The following is a 22,036-nucleotide window of genomic DNA, read 5'->3' as shown; positions in this document are numbered from 1 at the left end:
TGACACCATGCCTGCCTCCCCTGATCCCACCACCGATACCTTGCTCGCCATCCTCCGCGACACTGTCGTCTCCCTGGTCCGTCGCGAGGGCCCTGATCTCTCGGCGCGCCAGCTCGCGGTGTTCCTGACCTGCTATCTGCAGGACGGCAACCACACCGTCCGTGGCTTGGCCGCCGATCTCCACGTCTCGAAGCCCGCGATCACCCGTGCCCTCGATCGCCTCGGCGAGCTGGAACTCGCCCGCCGCAAGGTCGATCCGCAGGATCGCCGCAGCGTTCTCGTGCAGCGGACCTTGAAGGGCAGCGCGTTGCTGCGCGATCTCAAACACATGATGGCCGACGCCGCGGCGGAGGCGAAAAAGCGCGCAGCCGCCGGCGACTCGCCGCGCAAGGTCGCCAACGGCTGACCGCCCTCCCCCGATCTCGCCCCGCCTTTCGACGCGGCCGCCGCTTTTTTACTTGACGGTGAAGGCCGTAATCCGCCCGCCGGCGACGGCCGCGATGATTTCGTGGCCGCCCGCGCGATAGGCGATGGCCGGCGCGGTGATCGGCCCGCCTGCGCTCTCATGCCAGAGTTCGCGGCCGTTCTCCGCGGCATAGGCGACGAGATTGCCGTCTGGCGTGCCGGTGAAGACGAGGCCGCTTGCGGTGAGCAACACGCCGGCATCGATCAGCTTATCGAGCTGCGGCCCGAGCTTCGGCGTTCCGAACGACGCCGAGGGCGGCGGCGGCAGATGTAGCGGCGGGAAATGATGGCGCCAGAGGAAGGTGCCGCTGGCCACCGCGATGGCGTTGAAACTGGTGTCACCGGGGCCAAGCACACTGACATCGCTGCCCGTCTTGCCATTGAGGACGGTGGCGCATTGGTCGGCGCTGACGATGAAGAGGGCATTGTCGGGGACGTCGAAAGCGCCGCCCTGGCTTTGAATGCCGCCATCGATCGCCGGGCACATCACGGCGCCGCCGCCCGGCGCGCGGGTCGCGCCGTTTTTCACGAAGCTCAAGGCGGAGTGGTCGAGCAGGGCGCCATTGTCGCCATCGCTGACCCAGAGATTGCCGCCTCTGTCGCCAACGATGACGAGATCGTGCTGCGTGTCGACGACCCGGCCAACGGCCAGCAGCGGCGCCGTCGAGAGCCCCCAACTCCAGGTGTCGTGCGCGATGAACTGGTGATAGCCGCGGAGCTTGGGCTCTTGTGTCGCGAGATCGAGCGCGACCAGAGAATCGCTATAAAGGTTGGCGCCGGGCCGGGCCGTGCCGTCATAGGCGGGATTGGGGCTGCCGAGGGTCGCGAAAAGCGTGTGGGTCGCGGGTGAGAGGGCGATGCCGACCGGCGAGACGCCGCCACGCTGCCCGGACGTGCCGCCCCAGCTCTCATGGCCCACCATCCCCGCGCCGGGGATGGTATTCCAGGTCCACAGGCGATGGCCGTCGCGCGCGGCGAAGGCGGCGATGGCGCCGCTGCCACCCTCGGGCGTTGCGGCGATCCCGATCAGCAGCAGATCCTGGCCGGTCGCCGGGTTGTGATAGGGCATCGGCGCGGTCACCAATCCCGCGCCCGGCGCCGCCGCGACCTCCCAGATCTTATGGCCGCTCGCGGGATCAAGCGCGATCAGCGCCCCGCGCTCGGTCGCGAGGAAGACATGGCCGTCAAAGAGCGCGAGCCGGCCGGGGCCGGAAGCCACCGCAGCCCGCCATTTCTCCGTACCCTTGGTGGCATCGAGGGCGATCACCGCGCCGTCCGCGGTCGCGAGAAACAGGGTGCCCTGCCACACCAAAGGCGGCGTCGTGATCGTCCCGTCTTTCTCCTCATGGCGCCAGGCAAGATGGAGTTTGGTGACGGTGCCGCGGTCGATCTCGGTTGCCGGCGTGAACGGGTTATTGGCGTAGCTTTTTGCCGGCAGGATCCAATTGTCGGCGTCGCTCGCGGCGTTGAGGAAATCGGTGGCGGCGGGCGTTGCGGGTTGGGCGAAAGCGGGGCGGAGACAGGTCGCTGCGAGCAATGCCGCGATGGCGGCGCGGGCGGATAGCTGGGCGATCATCGGTTTCTCCTGGTCCGTGGCGGAAATAAATGTCTCGGTCAGTTTAGCGCCGTTTCGCGCGCCACGGCGTCTCACAGTTTCCGGCGCTTGCCGCCGGCGAGCGTCGGGGCGAAACTATGCCCCCGCCGCTCGACAGGGCGGTGCTTTTTCGAGGAGATGGCCTATGCCGACTGCCCCACTGAGTGCCGAGGCGATCACCGCGCGCCTTGCCGAACTCGGTTTTGCCCTGCCCAAGCCGGCAGCCCCCGTCGCCAATTATCTGCCGTTTGCGATCTCCGGCACTCTGCTGGTGATCTCGGGCCAGGGGTCGGTCCTCGGCGAGACAGGGATTCGCGGCAAACTCGGTGACGGGCTCAGCCTCGAAGACGGTGTTCGGGCAGCACAGCTCTGTTTCGTCAATCTGCTGGCGCAAGTCGGGGCAGCGCTCGATGGCGATTTCGGACGGCTGCGGCGGCTCGTGCGGCTCGGCGGCTTCATCGCCGCGACCGCCGCCTTCACCGACCATGCGCGGGTGATGAACGGTGCCTCCGATCTCGCCGTCGCGGTGTTTGGCGAGCGTGGCCGGCACGCCCGCACCACCGTCGGCGTGCCCTCGCTGCCGCTCGATTTCGCGGTCGAGATCGAGGGCATGTTCGAGATCGCCTGAGCCGCAGCGCACCCCAAGCGCCGCTCTCTGCCGACGATGCCGGATGGTGCCAAAGGAATGAGCCTCACGCTGCATGACCGCATCGCCGAGATCGCCGCCGAGGATTGGAACGGCTGCGCCGACATTGCGGATAATCCCTTCATCGGCCATGCCTTCCTCGCCGCCCTCGAAGATAGCGGCGCGGTCGGGCCGCGCACCGGCTGGCGCGCACGCCACGCCGTGCTCCGCGATGCGCACGGGCAGGTCGCGGCCGTTGCGCCGATGTACGTCAAATCACACAGCTATGGCGAATATGTCTTCGATCACGCCTGGGCCGATGCGTTCGAGCGCGCCGGCGGGCGCTATTACCCGAAATTGCAGGTCGCGGTGCCGTTCAGCCCGGTGCCAGGGCCGCGGCTCCTGATCCGCCGCGACAGCGGCGTCACCGCGGCGGCGTTCGGCAAGGCGCTGGCGGCAACCGGCGACAGTCTCGGCGTCTCCTCCGTGCATGTCACCTTCTGCACCGAGGACGAGTGGCAAGCGCTCGGCGCGGCGGGGTGGCTGCGTCGCCAAGGGCTGCAATTTCACTGGCACAATGCCGGCTATGGCGATTTCGAGGATTTTCTCGGCTCCCTCTCGTCACGCAAGCGCAAGACCATCCGCCGCGAGCGCCGCGAGGTCGCGGCCCAAGGGCTCACCCTGCATACGCTTGCCGGGGCGGCGATCAGCGAGCGGCATTGGGATGCGTTCTATCGCTTCTATCTCGCGACAGTGGAGCGGAAATGGGGCGGCGCCTATCTGCCGCGCCGGTTCTTCAGCCTGCTTTCCGCGCGGCTCGGCGAGGCCGTCATTCTGATGATCGCCGAGAAAGACGGGCAAATGGTCGCCGGCGCGCTCAATCTTCGCGGCCGCACGGCGCTTTATGGCCGCACCTGGGGGGCGATCGGCGACTGGCCGTTCCTCCATTTCGAACTCTGCTATTATCGTGCCATCGAATACGCGATCGCGCATCAATTGGCGCGGGTTGAGGCCGGGGCGCAGGGAGAGCATAAACTGGCGCGCGGCTATTTGCCGACCCCGACCTATTCCGCGCATTGGATCGCCCATGCCGGGCTGCGCCGCGCGGTTGGGGATTTTCTCGAAGCCGAGCGCCTCGCGATCGCGGCGCGGGAGGCTGATCTTCGTGCCTTCACGCCTTTCCGTAACGACGACGCCGAGGAGACCAGCACGCCATGACCTCTCACCACACCGCCGAACACCGCATCCTCATCGACCGCGAGGAAATCCGGGTGACGGAATGGCGCCTCGCGCCAAATGCTGCGACCGGGCATCATCGCCACGGCTTCGATTACCTGGTGGTGCCGCTGACCGAGGGCTTGCTGCGGGCGGTCTCAGCGACCGGGCAGACCGAGACGCCGCTGCAACCCGGCAGCCCCTATTTCCGCAAGGCCGGGGTGGAGCACGATGTCAGCAATGGCGGCACCGCGGCGCTCGCGTTTCTCGAAATCGAACTCAAGGACCGCCCGGGCTGAGAGGCGCGGCGGCCGCGCCATCGCGCGGCGCGCGCCCCGGCAGCATGCGGGCGAGCACGCCGTCGCGCCAGAGATAATGATGCGCCAGCGCCGCCGCCGCGTGCAGGCCGGCGAGAATGAGAATGATCGTCGCGATGGTGCCGTGAACATCATTGATGGTCTCGGCCAAAGCCTTATCCTTGGCGAGCAGCGGCGGCAACGTGAAGAGGCCGAAGAAGCCGAGCGGATCGCCGCCGGCCGAGCGGTTGAGCGGTCCGCTGATCGCCATCGCAACGAGCAACAGATAAAGCGCGCCGTGCATCGCCCGCGCCGCCAACACCAGGCTGCGCGGCCCCGGCGGCGGGGCGAGGCGCCGCCCGGCGGTGGCGCGCCAGAGAAGCCGCGTCGCCAGCACCAGGATGAACACCAGCCCGAGCGAAACATGCAGCGCTTGCGCGGCATGCCGCGGCGCCGAGCCGCGCGGCAGCCAGTCCCATAGCTGCGCGATGCTCCAGAGCGTCAAAACCAGCGCGACCGTGAGCCAGTGCAGCACCAGGGTCAGAGGATCATAGCGTTCTTGGGTCATCTTTGGGCGTCTTCCTCTTAACTGCTGCCGATCAAAATGCCGACCCCGAACACCAGCGCGCCGCCAAAGGCGACCTGAAAGGCGGCGGCGAAGGGGGGGGTGTCCATGTAGCGCCAGCGCACCCAGCTGATGGCGGCGAGTTCGACCACCACCACCGCGATGGCGAGCGCGGTCGCCGTCCAGAAACGCGGGATCAGGTAGGGCAGGCTGTGGCCGAGCCCGCCGAGCGTGGTCATCGCGCCGCAGATGACGCCGCGCAGCAACGGCGCGCCGCGCCCGGTGAGGCTGCCGTTATCGGAAAGCGCCTCGGCAAATCCCATCGAAATCCCCGCCCCGAGCGAGGCGGCGAGGCCGACGACGAAGGCGTTCCAGGACTGGCCGGTGGCAAAAGCGGCGGCAAACAGCGGCGCCAGCGTCGAAACCGAGCCATCCATCAGGCCCGCGAGCCCGGGCTGGACATAACGCAGGACGAACATCTGCCGCGCCGTGTGTTCCTCCTCGGCGCGGGCGTCGCGGGTGAGGTTTTCGGCGACCAGCTTCTCGGCGGTGGTTTCGTGTTCGGCCTCGGCCTCGGCGAGATCGCCGAGCAATTTGCGGATCGAGGCATCGGTGCTGCGGCTCGCGGCCTGGCGATAAAAGCGCTGGGTCTCCATTTCCATCAATTCGGCCTGCTTGCGCACCGTCTCGACCCGGATCTCGCGCATCTGCCAAACCGGCTTTCTTTGCACGAAGCCGCGCACATCCTGGCGGCGGATGAGCGGGATGTGTTCGCCGAATTTCTCCTGATAGAGTTCGATCAGGCGGCGCCGGTGCTCGTTCTCCTCCTGCGCCATTTCGGTGAACACCTTGGCCGAGGCCGGGAAATGCTCGCGCAGCGCTTCGGCGTAGTCGGCGTAGATGCGGCTGTCTTCTTCCTCGTTGCTGATTGCGAGCGCGAGGATCTCGCGCTCGCCGAGATCGGAAAAATCACGCATGGGAAACCTCTTGGCTTCTTGCGCCCCGGCGCGGCGCCGGCGCTGAACGGGAAGAAGTATATTTTTGTTCAAATCGCCCGAAACGCCATCAGGCGATGGCTTGCGGACCGCGACCATAAGTGGTCAATTTTTTCACCCGCCGCAATAGCGAAGATGATGAAAGTTTTTGCACAAGATGATCGGTTTGGTCTTCATTTTTATTGAAATTGCAAATGATTTTCATTTCCAATGTTGGCTGTCTTCTGAAAAGCGTGGATAAGAATCGGCATCGCGCGGCGGGAGATGGCCCTCCGGGGTGCGCGCATGCCGGTCGAGCCAGGCTTCGGAGGCGGGAAAGAGCGCCGCATGCAACCGCCGGCACAAAGCGCGCGCCGCCGTCCCCGGCCACTCCGGCGGCAACAGCGCGAGCGGCAGGTCGGGGTCATGCAGAATCACCCGGCGATACTGGTGAATGAGCAGGAGGCGCGCGACCAGCGCCTCCATCTCGGTGAGCGCGCCGCCCGCCGCGAGCCAGCGCGCAAGCGGGGCAAACAGCGCGACGAACCGCTCATAGCCGCCGGCGAGCCGTGCCAGCGGCCACGCCAGCGCGGCGAGGCGCCGGCCTTCGGCCGCATCATCGGCGCGGGCCTCGAGCTGTATCGCCCCCGCCGGCGCCGCCCGCGCCGTGCCTTGCGGCACGATCCAGAGACCCGGCAGCGGCGAACCGCAACCGGCCTCGAGCAGCGCCGCCCGCGCCGCCTCCGTCGCGATCTCAGGAGGCAGCAGCACGAGGCGCAGCACCCCGTCCCAGGGCGGCGGCGCGGCGCGATAGATCCGCCGCGCGGCGGCCGCGAAGATCGCATCCCCCTTGGCGGTCAAACGATAGAAGCTCGCGCGGCCGACCTTGGCGCCCGCGAGCCAGCCATCGGCGGCGAGGCGCGAGACCGCGGTTCTGACGGCGCCGGGGCCGATCCCCATCGCTGCGAAAATCCGCAGCATGGCCGCGAGATCGAGCGTCGCCCCGCGCGGCACGATGGCGTCGCCATAAAGGGTGATGATGATCGACCCGACGCGGAGCGGCGCCGCATGCAGCGCGGCAAGGGTAGGCGCGAGCGGCGCTGCCGGCTCAGCGCCCGACACGCCATCGACCGTGAAAAAGAAGAGCGGATTTTCGCGACACGGGGGTCTCGTCACACGCTCAGTGCAGCTTGACCGGCGGGTCGGCGCGGCGGTCGAGCGCGCGGGCGAGGGTTTCGAGCAGCACGGTGCCGGTGCCGTGCAGCGCGTATTGGTGCATTTTGTAGAGCGAGCGATACATCATGCGGGCGAAATAGCCTTCGATGAAAAAGCTGCGCCCGACCAGAAACCCCATCAGACTGCCCACCGTGCTGTAATGGCCGAGCGAGACCAGCGAGCCGAAATCGCGATAGACGAAAGGTTGCACAGCCTCGCCGCGCAGGCGGCGCGGTATCTGGCGATAGAGATGCGAGGCCTGCTGATGCGCCGCCTGGGCGCGCGGCGGCACCGGGGTTTCGAAGCCGGGACGGGGGCAGGCGGCACAGTCGCCGAGGGCAAAAATCGCCGGATCGCGCGTCGTCTGCAACGTCTCGGTGACCACGAGCTGGTTGATCCGATTGACTTCGAGGTCGTCGAGCGTCGCGAGAAAATCCGGCCCCTTCACGCCCGCCGACCAGATCACCAGCTCAGAGGGCAGAAAACTGCCATCGGCGAGGCGAACCCCGTCGGCCGTCACCTCGACCACCCGGGCGGCGGTGCGCACCGCAACGCCGAGTTTGGTGAGCAGTCCCTCCGTCGCCTGCGCGATGCGCTCGGGCAGCGCCGGCAGGATGCGCGGCGCCGCTTCGACCAGGGTGATCGCGATGTCTTTGCTCGGATCGATGCGGTCAAGACCATAGGCGACGACGGCGCGGGTGGTGTGATGGAGTTCGGCGGCGAGTTCGGTGCCGGTCGCGCCGGCGCCGATGATGACGACGCCGAGCTGGCCGGGCCGCACCGGCCCGGTCTGGGTCTGGGCCCGGATGAAGGCGTTGATCAGCCGGCGATTGAACCGCGCCGCCTGATCCGGGGTCTCGAGCGGCACCGCGAAGCGCGACGCCCCGGGCGTTCCGAAATCATTGGTGACGCTGCCGAGCGCCATGACCAGCGTGTCATAGGGGATGACGCTGGGCGCGGTGACCTCGCGCCCCTCCTCGTCGAACACCGCGCCGAGCGCGATTTCGCGCCGCGCTCGGTCGATGCCGATCATCTCGCCGAGGCGAAAGCGGAAATGGTGCCAATGCGCTTGCGCGAGATAGCTCAGGTCATGGGCGGCGCGGTCGAGGCTGCCGGCGGCGACCGCGTGGAGAAGCGGTTTCCAGAGATGGGTGCGCGATTTATCGACGAGCGTGATGCGCGCCTCGCCGCGCCGGCCGAAACGGTCGCCGAGCCGGGTTGCAAGCTCTAGCCCGCCAGCCCCGCCGCCGACGATGACGATATGATGCGCGCCCGCCGCCATGATTGCCTCCCGCGATTCCGAGCCGCCAGAATAGGACGAGGCGCTACGGAAACGAACAGAGTTCTTACCCCGCATGGCGATCATCGCCGTCGCGGAATTTAGGTCACCGAGCGTTACGCTTTTTTCTTGCCTTGGCGGCGGCCGCGAGGATAATCTTAATTTGACAAAATGCCTTGCAATCACTGCGTGTATTGGCATTTTGGCGAAGCGCGTCGCGACATTTGCAGGCGTCATGTCGCGTCTCGGGAAGGGCGGGGAAAATGGCGTGCGAGAGGGGGCGGGCGATCATGGCACGGGTTCCGATGGCGCCGTGAAAACCGCGATGCGGGTGCTCGGCACCCGATTCCGCGCCGAATCCGCCGGCGGCGCTCGCGTGGCGGGGCGCGGACTTGCCGAGCGTCTTGCGCGCTATCCCGTCGTCAGCTGCGATATTTTCGACACGGCATTGGTTCGCGAATTGGCGCGGCCGGCCGATGTGCTGCTCGCCGTCGGCGCCCGGGCGCGGGCGTGCGGGCTGATCACCTGCGATGCGGCGGCGTTTCGCGTCTTTCGCCTCGCCGCCGAGGACGCGGCGCGCGAGGCGGCGCGCGACGCCGGCCATGACGAGGTGCGTATCAGCGAGGTCTATGAATACCTTGCCGCGCAAGGGCTGGTTTCCGACCCGGTGGCGGCGGCGGCGCTGGAATTCGCGACCGAGCGCACGGTTTGCCGGCCGGTGCCGGCGCTGCGCGACACGCTGGCGACGCTGGCGCCAGGGCAGCGGCTGATTTTCCTCTCCGATTCCATCCTGCCCGGCGCCTGGCTTGCGACACTTCTCGCCGAAAACGGCTTCGGCGGCGCCTGCGAGGTGATTTCCTCGGCAGATGCCAGGCGCAGCAAGGCGAGCGGGCGGCTCTTCGCCTGGCTGCTCGCGCATCTCGGCGTCGCGGCGCGCGATATCATCCATCTCGGCGACAATCCGGTCTCCGATATTGCCCACGCCCGCGCCCATGGGCTCGCAACCCATCTTTTGCGGCACCGCGCGGCCCCGCCCGAGGACGAAGCGGTCGCTGCCGGCGACGTGACCCTCCGCCTCCTTCACAGCCGCCGCCGTGCCCCCCGGCCGGCGCCGGTCGGGAGGCGCGCCGGCGGCGATATCGGCGGCGGTGAGGGCGGGGAAAAACCGCTCGCCTATTATATCAGCCTGCTGATGCTCGGCTTTGCCCTGTTCGTGCTCGCCGAGGCGCGCCGGCTCGGCATTCGCCGGATCTATTTCACCGCCCGCGACGGCTATCTGCCGCTCGCCATCGCCCGCCGGATCGCGGCAAAGCGCGGCGATCCCGTCGAGTTGCACTATCTCGAAGTGTCTCGCCAGGCGATCGTGCTGCCCGGTCTCGGCGATGACCCCAAGGCGCTGGCCGAGGCGCTGGCGCACACGGTGAGTGGCGATCGCCTCGCCGCCATCCTCGCGCCGCTCGGGGTCGCGGCCGAGACCGTGGCCCCGCTGCTTGCCGGCCTCGGTTTCGACCCGGCGCGGATCGTGGAAGACGAAGTTGGGCTTTGTCTCGCCGCCGCCGAGCGTTTGATCGCGACGCAGCCGGCATTGATCAGCGCGGCTTTGGCGGCGCGGCGGGAAGCGGCGCTCGGCTATCTCGCCGGCGAGGATTTTCTCGCGCCGGGGCGGCGGATGATCGTCGATATCGGCTGGCATGGCTCGATCCAGCGCCACCTGGCGCGGCTTGCGGGGCTCGCCGACGAGGATCTGTTTGGCTGTTATCTCGGGCTTTTCCCGGCGGCGCTGCGCCGTGGCCTCACGCCACGCACCGCGTCGGGCTATCTTTTCAGCTTCGGCCATCCCGAACCGCTCTGCGATCTCATCCGCGAGGGGCCGGTCCTGCTGGAGCTTTTCTTTTCCGCCCCGCACGGCTCGGTTGCGCATTACGTCGCGGCAGAAGGCCGCTTCCGCGCCGTGCACGCCATCGAACAGGCGCCGGCGGGTGCGATCCGCGCCGCCTTCTTCGCGGCACTGGAGCGGGACTGCCTCGCCGAGATCGATGCGCTCGCAGCACTGCTCGATGGTGCCTGGCCCGACCAGATCGACCCGGCTTCGGCGCTCTTTGACATCGCCGGCCTGCTGCGCCGGCCGAACGCACGCGAGGTGCGGGCGATCAACACCATTCCGTTCGTCCACGGGATCGATGGGCGGCGCATCTCGGCGGCGATCAACCCGCTGCCGCTGCACGAATTGCTGTTGCGCCCGTTGGCGAGTTTGCAGCGCCTTGCCACTGCCCCGGCCGGCGCCCCTTGGCGCGCCGGCGCGGTCAGGGCCAGCCTGCCCTGGCCGCTGCCGGATATGACCCATGCCGAGTTTCGTCACCGCGTCAGCCAATTGCGGCGGCTGCTGGGCTTGCGCTAGCCCTCGGTTAACGCCGCGCGATCGCCGCCGGCGGTCTCAACGGAGCGGGGCGAGGGTGGGGTGGTTGGCGCCGCGGGTGACGGTGAGGATCTGCCCGCCATCGCGCGCCGAGATCATCAGCATGTCGCCGGGGGCGAGGAGGTCGCCGGCGTCGCGGAAGAAGCCCGGTGCGGTGACATCGTCGAGGCGCTCGCTATCGGCCTTGTAGTGCCAGAGGGTGAAGCCTTGGGCGTAGGAGAGCACCGAGAGATTGCGGGTGGCGAGCGCCATGGCGGTTTCCTTTGCGCGTACAAGGAAAGGGCCGCACCGGGGGGAGGTGCGGCCCTTCAGGTTGGGAAGAAGGAGGAACCAACGAACGTATTTCGCCCGTTGATAAGCATTATTTAAACCGTCAGTTGACACGCGTCAAGACTATTTTCCTAAAAATTTCGTCATACCCCTGCCATGTATATCCCGATGCCGCGATCACGCGACGATACCCTTGACGCGGAGCAGCCATTCCAGCCGCTCGAGCGCCTCGCGCCACAGCCGCCAATCGCTGCGCTCGGTGGCAAAGCCGGGATTCGGCGCCGCTTGCCGTTCGCCCCAAACGCGCAAAATGCGGGCATGGACGAGGTCGATGCGGCGGCGGCGATAGAGGGTATCGAGGCATTTGACCACATCATCAGGCTCGCACGGGCGTGGCGCGCGGCCGATGCCAGCGCGCACGCGGGCGCCATCGCGCCGGGCGACGAGGGCCGCCATGGTCCACAGCCAAGCCTCCTCGGCGCTGCGGAAAGGGATGGTCTGCGGGGCTCTGGCGGCGGGGAAACGGTGCGAGGTGTGGGTCATGCGGGCGATGCTGGCCATGGCGCGGGACTCCTCATTGGCGGCGGGAGACGGATGTTAAGAACAAAACAAGAACTGTCTGCGATAGAAAAACCACGAATCGTGACCCGCCGCAAGGGTAATCAGGTAAAATTTCCTATTCCCTTCGGACTCAATTCCTTGCACACTGTTCTTCCAGCATTGCATCGGCCACCCACCACGTAACGGCCAAGGCGACATGAAACACGAAGATATCTGGCGTGCCCTCGATACGCTCGCCGCCGAGCAGGGGCTTTCTCCCTCGGGCCTAGCGCGCCGCGCCGGGCTCGACCCCACCACCTTCAACCAGTCCAAGCGGCGGATGCCCGACGGCCGCGCGCGCTGGCCGAGCACCGAGAGTCTGGCGAAGGTGTTGCAGGCGACCGGCGCCGGGCTCGAGGAGTTTACTGCCCTCGTCACCGGCGCGCGGGCGCTCGCCGCATCGCGGCCGCTGACCCGCAGGGTGCCGCTGATCGGCTTTGCGCAGGCGGGCGGGGAGGGGTTTTTCGATGATGGCGGCTATCCGGTCGGTGGCGGCTGGGACGAGGTGAGTTTGCCCGAGGTCGCCGACCCGCACGCCTACGCCTTGGAAATCAGCGGCGATTCGATGGAGCCCGTGTTTCGCGATGGCGATGTCGTCATCGTCTCGCCCAATGCGCCGGTCAGGCGCGGCGACCGGGTGGTGGTGCGAACGCAGCGGGGCGAGGTGATGGCAAAACAGCTCGCCCGCCGCTCCGCCCGCCGGGTGGAACTGAAAAGCCTCAACCCGGCCCATGCCGATTACAGTTTCGAACTTGCCGAAATCACCTGGCTGCACCGGATTTTATGGGCAAGCCAATGACAAATCGGAGAATCGTCAGGGCGCTCGAGCACGAGCCATCGCGGACGGCTACTCCCCCGCGGGAACGGATGCCGGTCTATCGTTAAACTCGGGCCTAAATCGTCTCTTCCATCAACACCCGGGCAAGCTTTGTGAATTCGGCGATGCTCAGGGTTTCGGCACGGCGGGTCGGGTCGATCCCGGCCTTGGCGAGGAACGCCGCGCCGCCAAGTGGCGCGAGTGCCCGGCGCAGCATCTTGCGGCGGTGGCCGAAAGCGTAAGCGCTGACCCGCTCAAGGGCGGCGCGCAGCGCTGGCGGTGGCTGGTTGGCATGCGGGGTCAGCCGGACCACCGCCGAGGCGACGGCGGGCGGCGGCGTGAAGGCCGCCGGCGGCAGGCGGAGCACAAGCTCGGCGTGGCAGACGAACTGCGCGAGAACCGCGAGCCGGCCATAAGCCGGGCTCCCCGGCGCGGCGCAAATCCGCTCCGCGACCTCGAGTTGAAACATCAGCACCAGACACGCGAAAGCGTCGGCGGTGCGTAGCCAGCCGATCAGGAGCGGGGTCGCGATATGATAGGGAAGATTGGCGACGATCACCCGCGGCGCCGGCGTCAGCGCCGGATAGTCGAGCCCGAGCGCATCCGCTTCGATCACGGCAAGCCGCGCCCCGGCGGCCGGCTGCAATTCGGCGAGGGCCGCGACCGCGCGGCGATCGATCTCGATCGCGGTGACGCTGGCGGCGTCGCTCGCCAGCAAAGCGCGGGTGAGCCCGCCCGGCCCCGGCCCGACTTCGATCACATGCGCGCCCGCCAGCGGGGCTGCGGCGGCGATGCGGGCGGTGAGGTTGAGATCGAGCAGAAAATGCTGCCCCAGCGCCTTGCGCGCGGCGAGCGCATGGCGGGCGATGACCTCACGAAGGGGCTCGGCGAGCGGGTCGCCGGTCAAGAAAGAGCCTTCTTTTTCTGAAGAAAAAGAAGCAAAAAGACTTCTCTCCCGTTTTCTCGGAGCGGCAACTTCCTCGTAGGCACTGCCCAACGGGTAAAAGTTTTTTGGTTCTTTTTTTCAAAAAAGAACATTTCTCGCGCTTTCACACCCCGCCGATCCGCTGATCGATCGAGGCGTGGCGATGGAGATCGCGCATCATCTGGCGCGAGATCAGTTCGATGCGCTGGCTGGAGAGCTGATTGGCGATTTCTTCCTTGGACGGCATGCCGAGATTGCGCTCCTCGCGGGCGCAGACGATGACCACCATGATCCCTTCCTGCGTGACCAGGGGTTCGCTCGGTTTGTTTTCGGTGAGCTTGCCGAGCAGGGTGCGGAGTTCGGGCGGATTGACGGATTCGAGGCGGACTTCGAGCGGATCGGGCCGCGGCGGATTGCCGGCCGCCTTGTCAGCCGCCGCCATCGCGTCGCAGCTATGGACGTTGGTCGAGATATCCTTCGCGCGGAGCAGCATGTCGTGCTGTTGCTGCGTCGGGTTCTGGGGGTCGAGCGGGGTCGAGAATTTCAAGAATACCTGGCGGATTTTGAGCAGGGTCGCGGGGTCGTTGCCGATTTGGCGCTTGGCGAGCAGGGTGACGATGGAAAGCCCGCCGGCGACCGGCACCGGGTTGCTGATCGCGCCGACCGGCATTTCGGTGACCAGGTGAGCGACCGGGGATTCGAGCTGGTTGGGCCGCACCCAGCCGAGATCGCCGCCTTGCAGTGCCGTCTGGCTCTGACTGAACTGCGCCGCGACGACGGCGAAGGGCGCGCCGCTGCGCAATTGCTGGATCACGGTTTCGGCGAAACGCTGGGTGTCGGCGGCGCGGGCCGGCTCGTCGATCGGGAGGAAGATCTCCGCCACATGATATTCCATCTGGCCGGTCTCGGCCTTGATCATGCGCAATTGCTCCTCCACGTCCTGCTGGGTGACGCGGTCGGCAACGCCGATCTGTTCGCGCAAGACCCGCGACCAGCCGAGTTGCACCCGGGTTTGGTCGTAGAGCGTGTGGATCTCGGCGCCATCGGAGGCGAGGCGGCGCGCCAGCGTCCCGGGCGGCATGTTGTTGCGCTTTTCGAGATTGGCGATGGTCTCGGCGATGTCCTTATTGGTGACGGCGATCTTGCGCCGCTGCACCTCTTGCAGGCGGAGCCGCTCGTCGATCAGCTCGCGCACGACCTGCGGTGTCAACCGGTCGAGCACCTCGCGGGTGATCGGAAGCCCGCTCGAGAGGGCAAAGAGGCGCCGACGGTTATCGACGTCCTGGGCGCTGATGACATCGCCGTTGACGACCGCGACGATGCGGGATTCTTTTTCCGGGTCGATCGTATCGGCCGAGATTTTGCCGCCGTTCGCGGGCGCCCCGGCGGAATGATCGGGGGCGTGTTTGTCCGCGGCCGGCGCCGCAGGCGATGCGGCGGCCGGCGGCGGCGTTTGCGCACCCGCCGGCAGGGCTGCGATCAGCCAGCCCAGGCTCGAGAGCACGGACAAGGCGGGCAGGGAAATTTTCCGCACGATCGGTCGCATCAGGGAAACTCTCTCTCCCAAACTCGCCCCCGGACCGGCAAGCCAGTCACGCCGGGGCATGGTTTGCCAGCCTATAGCACATTTCGCCATGGCGTGCCCCTACATCAACGGGACGCCGAATTGTCCCAGGGTTTTGAAGGTCATATTGATGGTCAAAGCCTGGACATTGCTGATGCCGTTATAGTTCGTGAACAAATCGAAGTAGTTGAGCGCGACGATGAAGCAATCGTCTTCATAGCCGCCATCGAGGCCATAGGCGACCAATTGATTGAGCTGCATGTTGCGTTGGATGTAGCCGCCGGCGCGCCAATTGCCGAATTTCGTCTGCAGGCCGGCCAGAATCTCGTTGCGTGGGAAATTGAGCGCTTGATAGGGGGCATAAGATGGCGCCGGGATGGTCGGCAACTGGTTATAGAAGTAGAAAGGGTCGAGATTGCTATAGATATAACCGAAATCGACGCGGAAATTCGGCGGCCCGACCGTCAAGCGAGTATCATTGAACTCAGTCTCGCCGGTGTCGTGGTTGAGGCGAAAGCGATAGGTCACGTTCATCCAGTCCGCCGGCTCATAATAGACCCGCCCGACGATGTCGGAAATATTGCCGCCGAGCCCGGTGCCCGGCCCCCAAAGCTGGTATTCGGTCTGCGAGCGATAGGACTGGCCGATCAAAGCGTCGAAAACATGGCTGCCATCGAACCACGCGAAATGCATCCCGAGATCGGCGCGCAACCCGCCGCCGAGACGGTCGATGCCGGGCAAGCGGTTGATCGAAAACAGGTTGGCGTCGGTGAAGAGCTGATCGAGGCTGTCCTCGTTGGGGATGAGATAGGGTGAGGTGAAGCCGTAGCCGTCGGGGCGGATGACGAACTGGGTGATCGGCTCCAGGACCGTCGTCGCGTCGCCATCGATGCGTGAGAACGGCCAGTTCATCCGCGCCGCCACCACCGGCTCGCCCTGGGCGACGTCGGAATGGGTGTAGGGGCTGAAATTGGGGATCTGGTTGAGGCCCTGGGCCTGATAGCCGGCGGAATAGAAGCGGGCGAGAAAATTCCATTCCTGGCCGAGCGGTCCCATTTCCGGCAAATTATAGGAGAGCGTGCCGTTGATCCGCTGGGTATCGGTGCCGATGAAGCGGAGCACGTCGAAGCCGCCGCCAGTGAAGGTGAAATAGCCGCCCAGCGAATCCGGCGTGCCGACATAGTCATAAAGATAACGCGGTAGGACGTAGGGCAGTTCCTTGTTATTCACGATATTGAGCAGACCTTCGTAGAATTGCGTATCGAGCCGTGAATAAGCGCCCTGGCCGAAGCCTTCGAGGTAGGTTGTGCTGGAAAGCACATCGTTACCGTAACCGGAGATAAAGAAATCGCGCATGTAATTGGCGGAACTGGCTTCGTTGATATTGAAGCCATAACGCCAATTTTCGTTGTAGGTGAAATCGCCGGAGCCGAAAAACAGCCCCTGCATCGCATTCTCGTCATAGGCGATGGCGGTTTCCAACTTAATCTGACCGTTATTGAATTTTTGCCGATAGAGTGTGTCGAGTTGAGGGTCCATGCCGCTGTCGATCCAGGGCGTGATCGTGATGTCCGAATAATTATTGATGACGTAGTAATAAGGCAGCGCGAAGAAGCTGCCGATGAAGGTGTTGGAGCCGGCATCGGGGGCAAGAAAGCCGCTTTCGCGTTTGACGGAACTGTCGGCGGTGGAAAAATAGGGCATGTAGAAAATCGGCACGCCGAGCAGTTCTACCGTCGCGTCCTGGAACTCCATGCGCTTGGCCTGGAGGTCATCGACCGCCGAATAGGCATCGATCTGCCAGACCGGCGGCTTGGTGGGATCGTCCTTGCACAGCGTGCAGGCGGAATAGACCATGCGGCTGAGCTCGTTATATTGGCCATCGGTGCGGCGCGCGCCGTTGGCGGCGATGCGGGTGTTCTCCTCGAGCAGCATACGCATGCCGCGCAGCACCGCTTCGCGCATCCCCTGTGTCAGCTCGGCGTAATCGGCGAACAGAACCTCGCCATCGGGCTCCAGCAGCACGACATGGCCGGTCGCGGCGACGACATTGGTGTTGCGGTCGAAGACGATCTTGTCGGCGCGGAGCACGTGATCGTTCTGCCAGGCCTCGACATGGCCGGTTGCGGTGACGATGCCGTTGTCGCGGTCATAGGCGATCTGATCGGCGGTGAAGGAAACCGCCTCGTTCGGCTTGATCGGCTCCTTGTTCAGGCTGGTGCCGTATTGCGGCTTGGTGAACGGGGTAAAGCCGGGAATGGTGGTCTGAGCGAGCGCGGTTGTCGCGAACGTGAACACGATCGCGCCCGCAAGGGTAGCGAGGAGAGCCCCCCAAGCCCGGCGCAGCATCGCTCAGCCGTCTTCCAGATGAAGCAGCAGCGCGATCGCCAGCATCAGCCCGGCCGCTGCCGGCGCCCAGGCGGCGAGGACGATCGGCAAGGCGCCGGAGCCGCCGAATTCCTCGGCGACCTTGGAGACCATGAACAGCGCGAAACCGGCGGAAACCCCGCTCCCGATCATCCGCGCGGTGCCGCCGCGCCGCGTCGGGCGCATCGAGAACCCGGCCGCGACCAGCGTCATCGTCGCCGCCAAGACCGGCAGCGCGAGCAGGCTTTGGAAACGCAGCCGATGGCGGATCGCGGAAAACCCGGAGCGCTCGAGGAGTGCGATGAAGTCTGGCAGCTTCCAAAACGAGAGCGTGTCCGGCGAGGCGAAGCTCTCCTCGACGCGGGCGACGGTGAGATCGGTCGGCAGCAGGATCGTCCCCGCCGGTTCGGGCGGCCGATCGGTGGAAACCACCCGCGCCGCTTCCAGCCGCCAGGTGCCGTGATCGAGCACCGCGCGTTGCGCCTCGATGCGCTGCAAAAGCTGGTCATGCGGCGCCAGGCGAAAAACGCTGACCTCGCTCACCGAGAGCACGCGGCGGGTGAGCGCCACTTGCTCGGCGTGGATGATCGAAACTCCCTCCGGCACCAGCGCGTGGTCGGATTGGCGGAGCCAGAGCTGGCCGCCGGCGAGCGACAGCGGCCCGCCGGTCGAGGTGAGATAGAGGTTGTCGAGCGCTTCGGCGCGGGCCAGCATCACCGCCGAAAGCGGGGTCACCGCCGCCGTCGCGATGGCGCCGAGCAAGGCCGCGCACAAGGTTGGGCCGGAGAGGAATTGCCACGCCGAAAGCCCGGTCGCCCGCGCAACGATCAGCTCCGACGAGCGGGTCAGGCGCCAGAACGCCGAAATCCCGCCGAGCAGCACGGCAAACGGCAGGATCTGCATCGCCTCCCACGGCAGCCGCAGCGCCGCGATCTCGGAGACGATGCCGAAGGTCGCTTGCGGCCGGGTCGCGGCGCGGCGCAAAAGCTCGATGAAGTCAAACAGCGCGACGAGCCCGGAAAGCGCCGCGATCATGGTGAGGACGGCGAAGACGAACACCCGCGAGATATAGCGGAGGAAGGTCGCGGCGATGATCATGCCGCCGCCCCGGGGACGAGGGACGAAAGGCGGCCGAGACGGAGTTCGGGCACGAACAGCATCCAGGCGCAGACCATGCCGGGCGCGATGGCATGCACCCAGATCAGCGGGATCAGCGCCGGCACGCGCGCCGCGAGATTGGCGATCATCAGACCGGCGGCAAGCAGGCCGACGACGACGAGCACCGCGATGAACGGGCGCAAAAGCCCGCCATGGCGCTGAAACGCGCCGCGCAGCACCGCGACCAGGGCAACCATGGCGAAGGAGGCGGCGGTGAGCGGCGCGGTCAGGCGGCGATGCGCCTCGACGACGAATTTCGGCCGATCGCGCGCCGTGACCACCGCCGGGTCGGGGTGCAGCAATTCGCCGAGCGACATCTCGGTCGCGTCGCGAAAGCGCTGCGCGGTCGATTTGTTGGAGGAAAGCTCGATGACATTCTGCGCGAACGTGAGAATGTTGAGCCGCCCGGTCTGATGATCGATCTCCTGGCGGGTGCCGTCCAGCAGCAGCACGCGCGGCGCATCGGTCGAGGGCAGGAAGCGGCCGCGGCGGGCGAGGATCGTCGCATGCGCGTTCTTCTGGCGCGCGTCATCGATCATCACGCCATGCAGCGTGCCGTCCGAATCGCGCCGACGGACATAGACCGTCATGTCGTCGGAGACCTGGGTGAAGACGCCGTCTTGGAGCATGAAGGCGGCCATGCGGTTGCGGATGCGGAACTGTTCCTCGCGGAACGCCGCCGAGGCCGAAGGCACCACCCAGACATCGAGGACAAAGCAGGTGACGACCGAGATCAGCGCCAGCATCATCGCCGGGCGCGAAAGCGCGTAAGCCGAAAGCCCGGCGGCACGCATCACCGTCAGCTCGCGGTCGCTCGCCAGGCGCTGATAGGTGAACTGCACCACGACATAGGTGGTGATCGGCAGGATGACGGCGACGAAGCTCGGGATCAGAAGGCCGGTGAGCTGGAGAAACACCACCAGCGAGAGACCGCGATTGACGACGAGATCGATGAAGCGGAGCGACTGGGTCAGCCAGATCAGCGCGACCAGGCCACCGGTCGAGGCAACCAGCCCGGCCAGGAGCTGGCCGAGGAGATAGCGGTCGATCTGGCCAAGTCGGAGCGCGGAGAGCATGGCGGCCTGCTTTGCGTCGTCCCAGATGCAACCAGCGAAGTGGGGATCGCCGGTTTCTGGGCCAGAACTTCGGCGAAAGCAACTGCCGAGCGACTTGGCTGCGTATTTTTGCGCAGGGCGTGACGCCCGCCGGCGCGTGGGCGCGGCGTCATGCCGTTTGGCGGTGCGAGAAAGTGGCGAAAGGCAGAAAAAAGCGCTCTTTTTTGAAAAAAAGAGCCAAAAAACGTTTATCCGTTGGGGTGTGCCTGCGGCAAAACCTTTCCTGGGTTCAGGAGGCCGCGCGGGTCGAACGCCGTCTTGAGCGCGCGCATGAGGTCGAGTTCGACCCCGCCGCGCCATTCCGGCATCAGGTAGGTTTTGAGCTGGCCGACTCCGTGCTCGGCCGAGAAGCTGCCGCCCAAGCGCCGCACGACGCCGAGCACGGCGTCCATCACGGCGTGGTCCTGGGCGAGGAAATCCTCGTCCGCCATGCCCTCGGGCGGGCGCAGGTTGAAGTGGATGTTGCCGTCGCCGAGATGGCCGAAGGCAACGACGCGGATCCCCGGCATGAGTGCGGCACAGGCGGCAGGGGCGTCGCGCAGGAAGCGCGGCACCAGCGAGACCGGTACCGAGACGTCGTTCTTGATGCTGGCGCCGGCGCGCTTTTGCGCCTCCGCGTGCTCCTCGCGCAGCCGCCACATCGCCCGCGCCTGCGCCTCGCTCGCCGCCAGCGTCGCGTCCAGCACCTCGCCCGCCGCCATCGCTTGCGCCAGCATCTCCTCGACGCCCTCAGCGAGCCCGGCCGCGCGGCGGGGCGAGGCGAATTCGGCCAAGACGTAATGCGCTGCGGCAGCGATGGGAAGCTGCGTGTCCGGGATGTGGCGGAGCACGAGGTCCATGCCGTCTCCCCCCATATATTCGAAGGCAAGCAGCGCCGAGGGGTCATGACGCTGGCAGCGGGTCAGCAGCGCGAGCGCCGCCTCGGGGTTCGGCAGCGAGGCAAACGCAACCAAGCGCTCGCGCGGCGCCGGCACCAGCTTGAGTACGGCGGCGGTGATGATGCCGAGCGTGCCCTCGGCGCCGAGGAAAATCTGGCGGAGACAATAGCCGGTATTGTCTTTGCGCAACCGCCGGAGCCCCTCCCACACCCGGCCATCGGCGAGCACCACCTCGAGGCCGAGCACGAGATCGCGGGCATTGCCGAAGCGGAGCGTCATATTGCCGCCGGCGTTGGTCGAGAGCACGCCGCCGATGGTGGCACTCCCTTCCGAGGCGATCGAAAGCGGCAACTGGCAGCCGGCCTCGGCCGCCGCATCCTGCGCCGCCTTGACCGTCGCCCCGGCCTCGATGGTGAGGGTGAGATCGACCGGGTCGATGGCGCGCACGCGGTTGAGCCGCGACAGGGTGAGAACCACCTCGTCGCCGTGCGCGGACGGGGTCGCGCCGCCGACCATGCTGGTATTGCCGCCCTGCGGCACGATGCCAAGCCCGGCCTCGGCGCAGATGCGGACGGCGGCGGCGAGTTCGGCGGTGCTCCCCGGGCGCAACACGGCGGGCGGGCGGCCGCGATAGAGCCGCCGCCAATCCTCGGCATAGGGCGCGATATCGGCGGGGTCGGTGATCAGCCCGCGTGGCCCGAGGCACTCGGCGAGCGCGGCGAGGGCCTCGGCCGCGTTCATGCCGGCTGCTCGGCCTTGTGCGCCGCCAGCGCCATCAGCCGCCGATCACGCCAGGCCTGGCGGGCCGGGTGGTCGGCGAGCGGCAGCGCGGCGCGGCGGGGGGCGGCGAGCCGGGCGACAAGGTCGGGCGTGAGGTCACAGGGCGTCATCTCGCGTTCAACCTCCTTGTAAAGCCCGCCATAGCGGGCGACGTAATCGGCGAGCCCGCCCGGCGCGTTGAGGTCTATGGTCTCGAACGGCCCCATGAACGACCAGCGCAGACCAAGCCCGTGCTTGATCGTCGCGTCGAGATCCTCCTCGCTGACGACCCCGTCGCGCACCAGCCGGAACGCCTCGCCGAGCAGGGCCATTTGCAGCCGGTTGAGGACGAAGCCGGTGACCTCCCGGTTCACCGTCGCCGGCACCTGCCCGGCCGCCTCCATCAGCGCCCGCGCCCGCGCGACCACCGCGGGATCGGTCCACGGCGCCGGGCAGAGTTCCACCACCGGCACGAGATAAGGCGGATTGACCGGATGCGCGACGAGGCAGCGCCCCCGCCCGGCGAGATTGCCGGTGAACTGGCTCGCCGGGATGCCGGAGGTCGAACTCGCGAGGATGGCGTCGGGGGCGGCGAGGCGGTCCAGCTCGGCGAACAGGTCAGCTTTGGCCTCGACCCGCTCGGGGCCGTTTTCCTGGACGTATTCGGCGCCGGCGAGCGCTTCGGCGAGGCTGGGCGCGAGGGTGATGCGCGCCAGCACCGTCGCCGGCGGATCGGCGAGGAGACCGACTTCGGCGAGTTCGGGCAGCCGCGCCGCGATGAACGCGCGCGCCGCCGGGAGTGCCGCCGGCACCGCGTCCCACAACGCGACGGCGAATCCGGCGCGCGCGAAGACGATCGCCCAAGAGCGTCCGATCAGCCCCGCCCCGATCACCGCGACTCGGCGTTGGCTTTTTTCGTCCATCGCTTGCCAGTCCTCT

General features: G+C 66.9%; 20 protein-coding genes. 6 read left to right on the top strand and 14 right to left on the bottom strand.

Annotated features, from left to right (window positions below; translation table 11 throughout):
* Window positions 1–7: 7 nt before the first annotated feature.
* A complete protein-coding gene (locus tag DEF76_RS17400; RefSeq protein WP_114913370.1) occupies window positions 8–406 on the top strand; it encodes a MarR family winged helix-turn-helix transcriptional regulator in 399 nt (132 codons plus the stop codon).
* A gap of 48 nt (window positions 407–454) precedes the next feature.
* On the opposite strand, the gene DEF76_RS17395 is transcribed toward DEF76_RS17400, so the two are convergent.
* Entirely contained in the window at window positions 455–2,041 is a 1,587-nt protein-coding gene (locus DEF76_RS17395; protein ID WP_114913369.1) for an outer membrane protein assembly factor BamB family protein, read from the bottom strand.
* Window positions 2,042–2,204: 163 nt separating this feature from the next.
* On the opposite strand from DEF76_RS17395, the gene DEF76_RS17390 reads away from it, so the two are divergent.
* From DEF76_RS17390 to DEF76_RS17380, 3 genes are read left to right on the top strand one after another with little or no spacing between them, the layout of a single operon-like run.
* Window positions 2,205–2,687, top strand: coding sequence for a RidA family protein (locus DEF76_RS17390; protein WP_114913368.1), 483 nt, complete (start codon window positions 2,205–2,207; stop codon window positions 2,685–2,687).
* 57 nt (window positions 2,688–2,744) lie between these two features.
* Window positions 2,745–3,902 (top strand): GNAT family N-acetyltransferase, encoded by a 1,158-nt coding sequence (locus DEF76_RS17385; RefSeq protein WP_240319053.1) that lies wholly within the window; start codon window positions 2,745–2,747, stop codon window positions 3,900–3,902.
* The gene (locus DEF76_RS17380; protein WP_114913366.1) at window positions 3,899–4,198 is read left to right on the top strand and encodes a cupin domain-containing protein; all 300 of its coding nucleotides are present in this window, start codon (window positions 3,899–3,901) and stop codon (window positions 4,196–4,198) included. Before DEF76_RS17385 ends, DEF76_RS17380 begins: the two co-directional genes overlap by 4 nt.
* On the opposite strand, the gene DEF76_RS17375 is transcribed toward DEF76_RS17380, so the two are convergent.
* From DEF76_RS17375 to DEF76_RS17360, 4 genes are all read right to left on the bottom strand, one after another.
* Window positions 4,179–4,763 (bottom strand): cytochrome b, encoded by a 585-nt coding sequence (locus DEF76_RS17375; protein WP_114913365.1) that lies wholly within the window; start codon window positions 4,761–4,763, stop codon window positions 4,179–4,181. The genes DEF76_RS17380 and DEF76_RS17375 overlap by 20 nt on opposite strands.
* Window positions 4,764–4,780: 17 nt before the next feature.
* Window positions 4,781–5,737: an iron exporter MbfA gene (gene mbfA / locus DEF76_RS17370; protein WP_114913974.1), complete on the bottom strand. Its 957-nt coding sequence runs from the start codon at window positions 5,735–5,737 to the stop codon at window positions 4,781–4,783.
* A 219-nt stretch (window positions 5,738–5,956) separates the two neighbouring features.
* The gene (locus DEF76_RS17365; RefSeq protein ID WP_240319052.1) at window positions 5,957–6,910 is read right to left on the bottom strand and encodes a PaaX family transcriptional regulator C-terminal domain-containing protein; all 954 of its coding nucleotides are present in this window, start codon (window positions 6,908–6,910) and stop codon (window positions 5,957–5,959) included.
* Between the two features lie 4 nt (window positions 6,911–6,914).
* Window positions 6,915–8,231 carry an NAD(P)/FAD-dependent oxidoreductase gene (locus DEF76_RS17360; protein ID WP_114913363.1) on the bottom strand — a complete coding sequence of 439 codons (1,317 nt, stop codon included), beginning with the start codon at window positions 8,229–8,231 and terminating at the stop codon, window positions 6,915–6,917.
* Window positions 8,232–8,463: 232 nt separating this feature from the next.
* Between DEF76_RS17360 and DEF76_RS17355 the strand changes: the two genes are divergently transcribed.
* A complete protein-coding gene (locus tag DEF76_RS17355; protein WP_162800733.1) occupies window positions 8,464–10,626 on the top strand; it encodes a hypothetical protein in 2,163 nt (720 codons plus the stop codon).
* Window positions 10,627–10,662: 36 nt separating this feature from the next.
* Here DEF76_RS17355 and DEF76_RS17350 read toward each other — a convergent pair whose 3' ends face one another.
* Window positions 10,663–10,896, bottom strand: a complete 234-nt coding sequence (locus tag DEF76_RS17350) for a hypothetical protein (RefSeq protein WP_114913361.1) — start codon at window positions 10,894–10,896, stop codon at window positions 10,663–10,665.
* A gap of 195 nt (window positions 10,897–11,091) precedes the next feature.
* On the bottom strand, window positions 11,092–11,475 hold the full coding sequence (locus DEF76_RS17345; protein WP_240319051.1) for a hypothetical protein: 384 nt from the start codon (window positions 11,473–11,475) through the stop codon (window positions 11,092–11,094).
* A 196-nt stretch (window positions 11,476–11,671) separates the two neighbouring features.
* Between DEF76_RS17345 and DEF76_RS17340 the strand changes: the two genes are divergently transcribed.
* Window positions 11,672–12,313 carry a S24 family peptidase gene (locus tag DEF76_RS17340; RefSeq protein WP_114913360.1) on the top strand — a complete coding sequence of 214 codons (642 nt, stop codon included), beginning with the start codon at window positions 11,672–11,674 and terminating at the stop codon, window positions 12,311–12,313.
* 94 nt (window positions 12,314–12,407) lie between these two features.
* Here DEF76_RS17340 and rsmA read toward each other — a convergent pair whose 3' ends face one another.
* The 7 genes from rsmA to DEF76_RS17305 form a co-directional block, all read right to left on the bottom strand.
* A complete protein-coding gene (gene rsmA / locus DEF76_RS17335) occupies window positions 12,408–13,238 on the bottom strand; it encodes a 16S rRNA (adenine(1518)-N(6)/adenine(1519)-N(6))-dimethyltransferase RsmA (protein WP_114913359.1) in 831 nt (276 codons plus the stop codon).
* A 142-nt stretch (window positions 13,239–13,380) separates the two neighbouring features.
* Window positions 13,381–14,802 (bottom strand): peptidylprolyl isomerase, encoded by a 1,422-nt coding sequence (locus DEF76_RS17330; RefSeq protein WP_162800732.1) that lies wholly within the window; start codon window positions 14,800–14,802, stop codon window positions 13,381–13,383.
* A 99-nt stretch (window positions 14,803–14,901) separates the two neighbouring features.
* Entirely contained in the window at window positions 14,902–17,169 is a 2,268-nt protein-coding gene (locus DEF76_RS17325) for an LPS-assembly protein LptD (RefSeq protein ID WP_114913357.1), read from the bottom strand.
* Between the two features lie 3 nt (window positions 17,170–17,172).
* Entirely contained in the window at window positions 17,173–18,285 is a 1,113-nt protein-coding gene (lptG, locus tag DEF76_RS17320; RefSeq protein ID WP_114913356.1) for an LPS export ABC transporter permease LptG, read from the bottom strand.
* On the bottom strand, window positions 18,282–19,421 hold the full coding sequence (gene lptF / locus DEF76_RS17315; RefSeq protein ID WP_114913355.1) for an LPS export ABC transporter permease LptF: 1,140 nt from the start codon (window positions 19,419–19,421) through the stop codon (window positions 18,282–18,284). The genes lptG and lptF overlap by 4 nt, the downstream gene beginning before the upstream one ends.
* Before the next feature lie 227 nt (window positions 19,422–19,648).
* A complete protein-coding gene (locus DEF76_RS17310; RefSeq protein WP_114913354.1) occupies window positions 19,649–21,079 on the bottom strand; it encodes an FAD-binding oxidoreductase in 1,431 nt (476 codons plus the stop codon).
* The gene (locus tag DEF76_RS17305; RefSeq protein ID WP_114913353.1) at window positions 21,076–22,020 is read right to left on the bottom strand and encodes a 3-hydroxyacyl-CoA dehydrogenase; all 945 of its coding nucleotides are present in this window, start codon (window positions 22,018–22,020) and stop codon (window positions 21,076–21,078) included. Before DEF76_RS17305 ends, DEF76_RS17310 begins: the two co-directional genes overlap by 4 nt.
* Window positions 22,021–22,036 lie beyond the last annotated feature (16 nt).

The organism is Acidibrevibacterium fodinaquatile (genome assembly GCF_003352165.1).
In the GTDB taxonomy this organism is placed as follows: Bacteria; Pseudomonadota; Alphaproteobacteria; order Acetobacterales; family Acetobacteraceae; genus Acidibrevibacterium; species Acidibrevibacterium fodinaquatile.
Note: the sequence above shows the minus strand (reverse complement) of the source record. Positions and strands in the feature narration are given on the sequence as shown.

Bases quoted from the DNA above. Each gene is read 5' to 3' on its own strand.
- DEF76_RS17400 (WP_114913370.1), top strand. From the start codon at position 8: ATGCCTGCCTCCCCTGATCCCACCACCGATACCTTGCTCGCCATCCTC.
- DEF76_RS17395 (WP_114913369.1), bottom strand. From the start codon at position 2,041: ATGATCGCCCAGCTATCCGCCCGCGCCGCCATCGCGGCATTGCTCGCA.
- DEF76_RS17390 (WP_114913368.1), top strand. From the start codon at position 2,205: ATGCCGACTGCCCCACTGAGTGCCGAGGCGATCACCGCGCGCCTTGCC.
- DEF76_RS17385 (WP_240319053.1), top strand. From the start codon at position 2,745: ATGAGCCTCACGCTGCATGACCGCATCGCCGAGATCGCCGCCGAGGAT.
- DEF76_RS17380 (WP_114913366.1), top strand. From the start codon at position 3,899: ATGACCTCTCACCACACCGCCGAACACCGCATCCTCATCGACCGCGAG.
- DEF76_RS17375 (WP_114913365.1), bottom strand. From the start codon at position 4,763: ATGACCCAAGAACGCTATGATCCTCTGACCCTGGTGCTGCACTGGCTC.
- mbfA (WP_114913974.1), bottom strand. From the start codon at position 5,737: ATGCGTGATTTTTCCGATCTCGGCGAGCGCGAGATCCTCGCGCTCGCA.
- DEF76_RS17360 (WP_114913363.1), bottom strand. From the start codon at position 8,231: ATGGCGGCGGGCGCGCATCATATCGTCATCGTCGGCGGCGGGGCTGGC.
- DEF76_RS17355 (WP_162800733.1), top strand. From the start codon at position 8,464: ATGTCGCGTCTCGGGAAGGGCGGGGAAAATGGCGTGCGAGAGGGGGCG.
- DEF76_RS17350 (WP_114913361.1), bottom strand. From the start codon at position 10,896: ATGGCGCTCGCCACCCGCAATCTCTCGGTGCTCTCCTACGCCCAAGGC.
- DEF76_RS17345 (WP_240319051.1), bottom strand. From the start codon at position 11,475: ATGGCCAGCATCGCCCGCATGACCCACACCTCGCACCGTTTCCCCGCC.
- DEF76_RS17340 (WP_114913360.1), top strand. From the start codon at position 11,672: ATGAAACACGAAGATATCTGGCGTGCCCTCGATACGCTCGCCGCCGAG.
- DEF76_RS17330 (WP_162800732.1), bottom strand. From the start codon at position 14,802: ATGCGACCGATCGTGCGGAAAATTTCCCTGCCCGCCTTGTCCGTGCTC.
- DEF76_RS17325 (WP_114913357.1), bottom strand. From the start codon at position 17,169: ATGCTGCGCCGGGCTTGGGGGGCTCTCCTCGCTACCCTTGCGGGCGCG.
- lptG (WP_114913356.1), bottom strand. From the start codon at position 18,285: ATGATCATCGCCGCGACCTTCCTCCGCTATATCTCGCGGGTGTTCGTC.
- lptF (WP_114913355.1), bottom strand. From the start codon at position 19,421: ATGCTCTCCGCGCTCCGACTTGGCCAGATCGACCGCTATCTCCTCGGC.
- DEF76_RS17310 (WP_114913354.1), bottom strand. From the start codon at position 21,079: ATGAACGCGGCCGAGGCCCTCGCCGCGCTCGCCGAGTGCCTCGGGCCA.
- DEF76_RS17305 (WP_114913353.1), bottom strand. From the start codon at position 22,020: ATGGACGAAAAAAGCCAACGCCGAGTCGCGGTGATCGGGGCGGGGCTG.